The organism is Thermosipho sp. (in: thermotogales) (genome assembly GCF_020054775.1).
Taxonomy (GTDB): Bacteria; Thermotogota; Thermotogae; order Thermotogales; family Fervidobacteriaceae; genus Thermosipho; species Thermosipho africanus.
The window spans coordinates 1-9827 of sequence record NZ_JAIHAP010000068.1 but is presented as its reverse complement, the minus strand read 5'-3'; the positions used below and the strand labels follow the sequence as shown (position 1 = coordinate 9827).

Here is a 9827-nt window from a genome sequence, read left to right as displayed (position 1 = left end):
GATGCAGGAATAGAAGGTGTCCATAGATTTTTAAAGAGACTTTGGAATAATATTTATTCTGTGCTTGAAAAAATTAAAAATGTTAGTGCAGAAAAAATAGAATTAAAAAATAAGTTAGAAAAGGATTTAAGAAGGAAATTACATCAGTCGATTAAAAAAATAACAGAAGATATAGAAGGTGGATTTAAATTCAATACTGCAATTGCAGGATTAATGGAATTAAACAACAGTTTTTCAGATTATTTGAATAAGACTGAAGAAAAAGATTTAAATTTACCTCTTTTGAGGGAATTGGTTGAAAAGCTTGCACTTATACTTTCGCCGTTTGCACCACATATGGCTGAGGAAATTTGGCATGACTTAGGCAATGATACATTAATTGTAAATGAAGAATGGCCAAAGTATGATGAAAAGGCTTTGGAAGTTGATGAAGTAACTGTAATAATACAGATAAATGGTAAAGTTAGGGGAAAAATAAATGTTGATGTCAATGCAGATGAAGAGACAGTGAAAAAGATTGCTTTTGAAGAGCCTAAGGTATCTTCGTATATAGAAGGAAAAGAAATAGTAAAGGTTATTTATGTAAAGAATAAGCTGCTTAATATCGTTGTAAAATGAGGAGGAGATTGTATGAAACGTTTTTTGCTTTTACTTTTGGTTGTTTTTTCAGTAGTGATTTTTTCCGAGGAACTTCCAGCAACATCAACTGTTGCAGTAGTAAACGGTGAGGCTATTACGCTTGAACAGCTAAATAGAGCTGCAGACGTGCAAAAACTTATGATCGGTATAAGTCAGGTGGACCAAACGTTTTTTAGTGTTTTATCGAACACCGAAGAAGGTGTAAAAGTAATATTAAGATACAAAAGAGTAGTTTTAGATGATTTAGTAAATAAGTTGTTAATAGTACAGTTTGCTCAAAAGTATGGAGCAAGACCGACTGAGGAAGAAGTAAAAAATGTTGTAGACAAACAAATATCAGATTATTTAAACCAACAAGGAATTGATGAAAAAACATTTGATATGTATTTGCAGTATGCAAATATGGGAACTTTAGAAGATTTTAAAGAAAAGATGTATTTCGAAACTCTTGTTAATCTATCACTTGAAAGACTTTTCAATGTGGTTACAAAAGATGCAACAGTTTCTGATGAAGAATTGATGGATTACTATCAAAAACATATTGATGAGTATTCTACACCTACACAATATACTCTAAGCTTAATAGCTTTTGATAACGAAAAAGTTGCAAATGCTGTAAAAACTAAGATAATTTCCGGTGAAACGTTTGATAGTATTGCAAGTGAATATGGCATTTCTCAATTTAAATATGAAAATATAGCTGAGAATACTACTTTTCCAGATAAGTTATGGAACTATATAAAGAATGCGCCTCAAGGTGCATTGTTAGGGCCAATAGATGTAGATGAAAAATATTACATCTTTAAAGTAGAAAATGTTAACCCAATGCAATCTAAAAAATTTGATGAAGTAAGGGAAGAAATTTCAAATATGATTTTATCTGAAAAGAAGAAAAATATGTGGGCAAACTTTATTGACAGTGAATTTAGTAAATTTAAAAACGAAAGTACAGTCGAGGTTTATTATAAAGTGGATGTAGAACAGAAAAATTAATATCTAAAAAATAACCCCCAAGATGATTAAATTCTTGGGGGTTATTTTTTATCAATGTTTACTTAATTAATGTCCACCTGATACTGGTAGTTTATAGGTAGGAAATGTAAGTGGGTATCCTGCAAGTCTTGCAATAATTCTTGGTATTTCAGTGTTATCTATTAAACCTTTAAAGTTATCAGCACCTTGTCCAAATGCGTATAGTGCAACAGGTGCGCCTGTGTGATCATATGTAGTCCAACCAAGGTGTGCCTTTTTACTTACTAATCTTCCTATTGCATTTGAAAATGCATAATATGAGTTTCCCTGTTCTTTTACTAGAGAGTCAAAAAGCTCTAAGTCTTCATCGGTTAATTCTAATTGATAGTATTTTTTAATGAGCTCTTTTAATTTATTCTTATCTTTATTTGACTCTTTTGATATAAAATCTGTGTTTTTACTAAATTTTCTTATCATTTCAACATCAAAATAGTATCCTCCGCTTGAAAGACCGAGACCTCCAGTTTCGTGATCTGCTGTTACAATAATCAAAGTATCTGGGTTTTGTTTTAAAAATTCCATAGCAACTTTGAATGCTTCTTCAAATTCAATTATTTCTTTCCAAACGCCGTATGGATCATTTCCATGTGCTTCCCAGTCTATTTGTGAGCCTTCGATCATTAAAAAGAAAGGTGAATTATCTTTTGACAGTATTTCAAGGGCTTTTTTTGTCATCTCAGAAAGTGTTGGTTCATTTACCCTATCAGTATACGCTGGTAAATGGCTTGAATTGAAAAGTCCTATTACTTTTTTCCCGTTGTAATTAAGTAATTCTTCTTTTGTTGTAATATAATCAAATCCCTTTTCTTTTGCCAATTTAATTAGATCTTTACCATCATTTCTTTTTCCGCCAGTTGCTACAAAATGTCTCCAGCCGCCACCAAACGCAACTGTTATAGGGCTGTTAACTAATTGTTCTGCAAGAGTGTTTTCGTTACTTCTTGAATTTACATGACCGTACACTGCACCTGGGGTTGCGTGAGTAATTCTTGATGTTGCTATTATTCCAATTTTTACACCGTGTTTTGCTGCAATCTCTGCAATTGTAGGAACAGTTGTACCATCTGGCAATATGCCGATCATTCCATTGTTAGTTTTAAAACCAGTAAAAAGTGCAGTTCCAGCAGCTGCTGAATCCGTAACATTACTATTTGCAGAATGTGTAGTTACTAGTGCAATATTTTGGGTTTTCATAAACTCTAGAAGTCTTCCTTCAAGATAGCTTGCAAGCATTACATGATTAATTCCCATACCATCCCCTATCATGTAGATAACGTTTTTTACAGAAAATGAAAATACAGAGACTAGTAAAAGCAATATAAGTAAAAGTTTTTTCATAAAACTACCTCCCTTTCTTTTTTGGAGTCAAACAAATGACTCCTATTTTGAGCCTTGATATTTTAACATAATTTACAAACTTTCATCAAAAGTTTAAAACATACATTTTATTTTACTATTTAGAAATATTTAGTTATTTTAAGATATGATATAATTAAATAATAGATAAAGTGAAAAGGAGGTTTTGATATGAAATTGAAAACTATGACTATGGAATGGACGGGAGATGAATTGATTTTAATTGATCAGAGGAAAATACCACTTGTTGAAGAGTATGTCAGTTGCAAGTCATATAAGGAAGTTGCTGTAGCGATAAAAGATATGGTTGTAAGAGGTGCTCCTGCTATAGGTGCTTCTGCAGCTTTTGGATATGTTCTTGGAGCAAGAGAAATGTTTGTTGAAGATTTTAATGCATTTGTTAAAAAAATGGAAGAAGTAAAAGAAGTTTTAGCAAATACAAGACCTACAGCGGTTAATTTGTTTTGGGCTTTAAATAGAATGGAAGATTCATTAAAGAAATATGGAAAAATAGAAGGTGTTTTAGAATATCTTGAAGAAGAAGCTATGAATATTGCAAAAGAAGATATTGAGGTAAATAAGGCAATTGGTAGATATGGAGCAGAACTTTTAAAGGATGGAGATACTGTATTAACTCATTGTAATGCAGGTGCTCTTGCAACTGTTGATTATGGTACAGCTCTTGGAGTTATAAGAGCGGCTGTTGAGCAAGGAAAGAAGATAAAAGTTTTTGCTGATGAAACTAGGCCATATTTGCAAGGGGCTAGACTTACTGCTTGGGAATTGATGAAGGACGGTATAGATGTAACATTAATAAGTGATAATATGTCTGGTTGGTCAATGAAACTTGGTAAAATAAACGCAGTAATTGTTGGTGCTGATAGGGTTGCTGCAAATGGTGATGTTGCAAATAAGATAGGAACTTATATGGTCGCGGTTTTAGCAAAAAGGCACGGAATTCCTTTTTATGTAGCTGCACCAACGAGTACAATTGATTTGAATACAAAAACTGGTAAAGATATTCCTATTGAAGAAAGAAAACATACAGAGGTTACACATTGCGGTGGAAGACAGATTGCACCAGATGGAGTAAAAGTATTTAATCCTGCATTTGATGTTACAGATGCAGAGCTTGTAACTGCAATAATAACTGAAAAAGGCGTAGTTTATCCTCCATACGAAGAAAATTTAAAAAAGTTGTTTGAGGAGTGATTAAAATGATTGATGTTAAATTATTAAGAAAAAATCCTGAAATATTTTATGGTGCTTTAAAGAAAAGAAATATGGATACAGAAATTATTGACAAAATTTTAGATGTAGATAAAGAATGGAGACAACTCGTTGCAAAGGTAAATGAATTGAAAGCAAAAAGAAATGAGTTTTCTAAGCTAGTTGCAAAGGCAAAGGTTGAAAAGGATAATGAAAAAGCAAGCAAATTAATAGAAGAAAGTAAGAAAATAGGAGAAGAGATAAAGAAAATAGAAGAGCAAGAAAAAAAATTAGAAGAGGAAATGCAAAATTTAGCATTGAATATTCCAAATATTCCAGCAGAAGATGTTCCATTTGGAAAAGATGAATCGGAAAATATCGAAATTAGAAGATGGGGAGAGCCTAGAAAGTTTGATTTTGAGCCAAAAGCTCACTGGGACCTTGGTCCTGAACTTTCAATGATGGATTTTGAAAGAGGTGCAAAATTAAGTGGTTCAAGGTTCACAGTTTTGTATAGCTATTTAGCAAGGCTAGAGAGAGCCTTGATTCAGTTTATGCTTGATGTTCATACAAAAGAACATGGATATACAGAAGTTTGGGTGCCACAACTTGTTAAGAGAGATGCAATGCTTTGGACTGGTAAACTTCCAAAATTTGAGGAAGATGCATATTGTATTGAAAAAGATGATATGTTTTTAATTCCAACAGCTGAAGTTCCACTTGTGGCACTTCATGCACAAGAAATACTTTCTGAAAAAGATCTTCCAATAAAATATACGGCGTATTCTGCATGTTACAGAAGAGAAGCAGGAAGTTATGGAAAAGATGTTCGTGGAATGATTAGACAGCATCAATTTGATAAGGTTGAGCTTGTATGGATAACAACTCCTGAAAGATCCTTTGAGGATCTTGAAAGGTTAACACAGGATGCAGAAAGAATATTACAGCTTTTGGAACTTCCTTACAGAGTTGTTTCTTTATGTAGCGGTGATTTGGGATTTGTTTCTGCAAAAACTTACGATATAGAAGTATGGCTTCCATCTTACAATTCCTACAAAGAAATTTCTTCATGTAGTAACACTACAGATTTTCAGACAAGAAGATCTAATATAAGGTATAGAGGAAGTGATAATAAATTGCATTATGCACATGCACTTAATGGATCGGGACTTGCTGTTGGGAGAACTTTAGTGGCCATTGTTGAAAACTATCAGAACGAAGATGGAAGTATAACTGTTCCAAAAGTTTTGGTTCCTTACATGGGAGTTGAGAAAATAGAAGTTAAATAAGGTTTTCCAAAATTAAAGAGGTGATTAAGTGGATTATATTTCTTATATCAGAAGAATGGATTACGATGAGTTAGAAAATTTTGCAGAGCACATAAGAGAATATATTATAGATGTCATATCAAAAAATGGTGGCCATCTTGCGTCAAACTTAGGTGTGGTTGAGTTAACTCTTGCACTTTATAGGGTTTACAACCCCTATGAAGATTTCATTATTTGGGATACAGGGCATCAGACTTACACCCACAAGTTGTTAACGGGAAGATGGGATTTATTTTCGACTATTCGAAAATTTAATGGTTTAAGTGGATATACAAACATTTTTGAGTCTTATGTTGATAGGTTCGGTGCAGGGCATGTTGGAACGGCTATTTCTGCTGCACTAGGAATCGAGCAAGCATTGCGATTGAATAATAGCAGTGCAAATGTAGTAGTTGTTATTGGTGATGGTGCCCTAACCTCTGGTCAATCGCTTGAGGCATTAAATCAAATTAAGACTTTAAATTCAAAGATAAAAATAATTGTCAATAATAATTCTATGTCAATATCAAAAAATGTAGGTGCGTTATCTCACCTTTTTGACAAGCTTAGATCAAGCAAAGTATATTTAGAGACAAAAAAAACTCTAAAAAAATCTATGAGTTTTGAATTAAAGAATGAATTGAAACGAATAAGAGATGCTATAAAGGTTTCAATAAGTGGAGAAGATTTCTTTGAGGGGCTTGGTTTGAAACATTTTGGGCCTGTAGATGGTCATAATTTGAAAGAACTTGAAGATGAATTAAAAAGAATTAAAGATTATGATTATCCAACAATATTAACTGTTAATACTGTTAAAGGTAAAGGATTTGAAAATTCAGAAGTTAATCCTGAAAGTTTTCATAGTGCGGGTAAATTTGATGTTTCATCGGGAGTTTTCATAAAAAGTAAAGGAATAATTTCGTATAGTGAGGCATTTGGCAAAATGTTAACTAAAATTGCAGAAAAAGATGAAAAGGTTGTAGCAATTACCGCTGCCATGAAGAGTGGAACAGGTTTGAATGAATTTGCAAAAAGATTTCCAGAAAGATTTTTTGATCTTGGAATAACTGAGCAAATGTGCGTCACATTTGCTGGAGGAATGTCCACTTTGGGTTTTAAACCTGTGTTTGCTGTGTATTCTACCTTTTTGCAAAGAGGATTTGATCAAATAATTCATGATATAGCTCTACAGAATCTTCCAGTAATTTTTGCAATTGACAGAGCTGGTGTGGTGGGTGAGGATGGGCCAACCCATCATGGAGTTTTTGATATTGCATACTTGAAAATGATTCCCAATATGAAAATTTATGCGCCGATGGATATTCAAGATTTGCTTAATATAATGCATACTGTTTTTAAGTTTAATATAGATGGACCTGTTGCAATAAGATACCCACGTGATTATGAATTTGGAAAATTTGAAGAATTATATGATAAAATTAGATTGGTTAATTTAGATAAATGGCAAATTTTAAACGAAGGAAAAGATATTGCTATTATTGCAACTGGATATCCTACAAAATCAGCACTTTCCGTTGCAAAAAGAAATGGCTGGACCTTAGTGTATGCAAGATCTGTAAAACCAATTGATACAGAAACTTTAAGTTGGGTTTTTGAAAATCACGAAGAAGTTTTTTCGATCGAAGAAGGAGTTATAAATGGTGGTTTTGGAGAGTCTTTGAGTAGGTATGGAAAGATTAGAATATTAGGAATTGAAGATAGATTCGTACCACATGGAAGTAGAAAAGAACTTTTAAAGATATTAATGCTTGATGAAGAGGGGATTGAAAATCAGATAAAAGGTGTTATTGAAAGGAGGAAGAATTATGAAGATTCAAACAGAACTTGGTGAACTTGATATTACATTAAATGCAATCAGAAAATTAGTATATTTTGCAATTTTAGAGACCTACGGTCCAGTAAGTATTTCATCAGATAGCTGGTTTTCAAAGCTACTAAGTAGTGAGGAAAGTAGAGTTAAGATTCAAGAAGATGAATTTGGACATGTTAAAGTTGATGCCTATGTGGAGTTGGAATATGGCACAAAAATTTCAGAGGTTGGAAGGAATATTATAGAAAATGTGAAACATAAACTTCAAAATTTAGCTGGCTGTGAAAGTGTTGAAGTAAATGTCCATGTTATAGACGTGAAATAGTAAGGAGGGTTATACATTGGATAAAATAACAGCCAAAGAGCTGAAATATTTATTTATGAAAGGTGCAGAAAATCTTTTAAAACATAAAGATGAGATAAATGCACTAAATGTTTTCCCGGTTCCAGATGGTGACACCGGGTCAAACATGTCATCAACTCTTTTGGAAGGTTGTAAATATCTTGAGAGTGTGGAAGATGAAAGAGCGGATAAGATAATAGAAGCTATAAGAAATGGAACACTGATGGGTGCACGGGGAAATTCTGGAGTAATATTATCACAAATTTTTAGAGGATTTACAGATTATTTGAAAGGAAAGAGTGAAATAACGATAGGAGATTTTGCATACGCATTTAAAAGTGCAAAAGAAGTTGCATATGGTGCAGTTATGAAGCCCGTAGAAGGTACTATATTGACTGCTATAAGGTATTTGGCTGAGAATGTTGATTATTTAATTGACAGCAGTGATTTCAAAGAATTTTTCAAAAAAGTGCTTGAAGTTTTAGATAAGGCAGTTAAAGATACACCTAGTATGTTGAAAAAATTAAAGGAAGCTGGCGTTGTAGATGCCGGTGCGAAGGGGTTATATTATATTGCTGAAGGATTTTATAAATATATACAAGGCGAAAAAGAAATAGATTTGAATATAAAAACTACAACAATGCCAGTAGAAGAAATCAATATAATTCCTGAAGATTTGAAGTTTCAATACTGCACTGAGTTGATAATAAAATCTTATGAGACTTTGGAGTCTAATAAGGAAGAGGAATTAAGGAACTTTTTGTATGAAATTGGAGATTCAGTAGTATTTTTCGTCCAAGATAGTGTTATTAAGTTACATGTGCATACCAATAACCCTGGAAGTGTAATAGAAAAGTTCTTAACAGTAGGGGAATTGATGAAAGTTAAAATAGATAATATGAAAATGCAGCATGAACATTTCGTTTCAAAAGAAGTAGAGCAAGAGAAAAAGAAAATAGGAATAGTAGCTGTGTCTCCTGGTGAAGGAATTTCAAGAATTTTAAAAGATTTAGGAGTTGATCAGATAGTTTTTGGTGGTCAAACAATGAATCCAAGTACAGCCGACTTGAAAGCGGCAGTTGAAAGTGTTAATGCCGAAAATGTGTTTGTTTTTCCAAACAATTCAAATATTATACTTGCTGCTAAGCAGGTTGCAGAAACTGTTAAAGATAAAGCTGTATACGTTGTTGAGAGTAAAAATGTTCAAGAATGTATTGCAGCATTGATTAGAAATATTCCTGATGAAGAGCCAGAAAAATTGTTTGAAGTTTTCAAAGAAGCAATTTTAGAAGTTGTAACTATATCTATTACTAGAGCGGTTAGAAATGCAAAATTAAAAGGTGAGAAGATAAAGAAAGATGAGTATCTTGTCTTTTTAAATAATGATTTTTCAGTACATGATATGGATTTTAGAATTGCACTTGAAAAGACGTTTGAAAAAATTGAAGATATTGAAGATAGGGAAATTGTAACTGCAATAATTGGAAAAGATGCAACGGCAGTAGAAATTGATATTTTTGAAAGTTTTATTTCAAAGATATATCCAGATTTAGAACTTGAAACATATGAAGGTGGTCAGGTACACCATCCATTTTTAATTTTGATTGAATAAGGTGATAATATGAAAGAATTATTTACTATAGCAAAAGTGGATGAGAAATATATTTATCTTGAGCGTGATACAACTGGTTGTAGTTCATGTGCTATATCGGGTAGTTGTAATGTAAAGTCTGTGGAGCAATTAAAAGTGGAAAAAGATAATAAATTTGAATATTTTCCTGGAGATTTTGTTATTTTAGATTTAAAATATCGTCCGGCCTTGCTTGCCTTTCTTTTGTACGGACTTCCAGTGATACTTTTAATTTTGGGGGTAAGTCTTGGGACGTATTTAAAACTTTCTGATTATTTTAGCTTTTTGATAGGTCTTTTATTTATGAGTGGAGCATTTGCAATATTTAGAATTTGGGATAAAAGATATAAACCAAAGATAGTTGATGTTAGACATGTAAACAAGATTTCCGGTAAGTAGTCAAGCAAGAGATAAAGAGAAAAACAAAAATATTTAGTCATATAATATGGCTTTTGAGAATTAATTATTCATATTCATATG

The 9827-nt window shown here is 32.4% G+C and carries 9 protein-coding genes; 8 read left to right on the top strand and 1 reads right to left on the bottom strand.

What is annotated here, in order from left to right; genetic code table 11:
- Together JG780_RS09175 and JG780_RS09170 are read left to right on the top strand one after the other, a co-directional pair.
- The coding region (locus JG780_RS09175) for a class I tRNA ligase family protein (RefSeq protein ID WP_287570251.1) at nucleotides 1-618 on the top strand (618 nt) is incomplete at its 5' end.
- A 12-nt stretch (nucleotides 619-630) separates the two neighbouring features.
- On the top strand, nucleotides 631-1632 hold the full coding sequence (locus JG780_RS09170) for a peptidyl-prolyl cis-trans isomerase (protein WP_287570249.1): 1002 nt from the start codon (nucleotides 631-633) through the stop codon (nucleotides 1630-1632).
- Nucleotides 1633-1698: 66 nt separating this feature from the next.
- Here the strand turns inward: JG780_RS09170 and JG780_RS09165 are convergent, their stop codons facing one another.
- Nucleotides 1699-3009, bottom strand: coding sequence for an alkaline phosphatase (locus tag JG780_RS09165; RefSeq protein WP_287570247.1), 1311 nt, complete (start codon nucleotides 3007-3009; stop codon nucleotides 1699-1701).
- A gap of 189 nt (nucleotides 3010-3198) precedes the next feature.
- On the opposite strand from JG780_RS09165, the gene mtnA reads away from it, so the two are divergent.
- The 6 genes from mtnA to JG780_RS09135 are packed head-to-tail and all read left to right on the top strand — an operon-like array spanning nucleotide 3199 to nucleotide 9746.
- The gene (mtnA, locus tag JG780_RS09160) at nucleotides 3199-4239 is read left to right on the top strand and encodes an S-methyl-5-thioribose-1-phosphate isomerase (RefSeq protein ID WP_287570245.1); all 1041 of its coding nucleotides are present in this window, start codon (nucleotides 3199-3201) and stop codon (nucleotides 4237-4239) included.
- A gap of 5 nt (nucleotides 4240-4244) precedes the next feature.
- Nucleotides 4245-5525, top strand: a complete 1281-nt coding sequence (serS, locus tag JG780_RS09155) for a serine--tRNA ligase (protein WP_287570243.1) — start codon at nucleotides 4245-4247, stop codon at nucleotides 5523-5525.
- 28 nt (nucleotides 5526-5553) lie between these two features.
- On the top strand, nucleotides 5554-7395 hold the full coding sequence (gene dxs, locus JG780_RS09150; protein WP_287570241.1) for a 1-deoxy-D-xylulose-5-phosphate synthase: 1842 nt from the start codon (nucleotides 5554-5556) through the stop codon (nucleotides 7393-7395).
- Nucleotides 7370-7699, top strand: coding sequence for an Asp23/Gls24 family envelope stress response protein (locus JG780_RS09145; RefSeq protein WP_004104284.1), 330 nt, complete (start codon nucleotides 7370-7372; stop codon nucleotides 7697-7699). Before dxs ends, JG780_RS09145 begins: the two co-directional genes overlap by 26 nt.
- Nucleotides 7700-7715: 16 nt before the next feature.
- The gene (locus JG780_RS09140) at nucleotides 7716-9329 is read left to right on the top strand and encodes a DAK2 domain-containing protein (protein WP_287570239.1); all 1614 of its coding nucleotides are present in this window, start codon (nucleotides 7716-7718) and stop codon (nucleotides 9327-9329) included.
- Between the two features lie 9 nt (nucleotides 9330-9338).
- Entirely contained in the window at nucleotides 9339-9746 is a 408-nt protein-coding gene (locus JG780_RS09135) for a SoxR reducing system RseC family protein (RefSeq protein ID WP_287570237.1), read from the top strand.
- Nucleotides 9747-9827: the final 81 nt, after the last annotated feature.

What these genes read in the sequence shown, in the direction of transcription:
- JG780_RS09170 (WP_287570249.1), top strand. Translation starts at nt 631, where the DNA reads ATGAAACGTTTTTTGCTTTTACTTTTGGTTGTTTTTTCAGTAGTGATT.
- JG780_RS09165 (WP_287570247.1), bottom strand. Translation starts at nt 3,009, where the DNA reads ATGAAAAAACTTTTACTTATATTGCTTTTACTAGTCTCTGTATTTTCA.
- mtnA (WP_287570245.1), top strand. Translation starts at nt 3,199, where the DNA reads ATGAAATTGAAAACTATGACTATGGAATGGACGGGAGATGAATTGATT.
- serS (WP_287570243.1), top strand. Translation starts at nt 4,245, where the DNA reads ATGATTGATGTTAAATTATTAAGAAAAAATCCTGAAATATTTTATGGT.
- JG780_RS09145 (WP_004104284.1), top strand. Translation starts at nt 7,370, where the DNA reads ATGAAGATTCAAACAGAACTTGGTGAACTTGATATTACATTAAATGCA.
- JG780_RS09135 (WP_287570237.1), top strand. Translation starts at nt 9,339, where the DNA reads ATGAAAGAATTATTTACTATAGCAAAAGTGGATGAGAAATATATTTAT.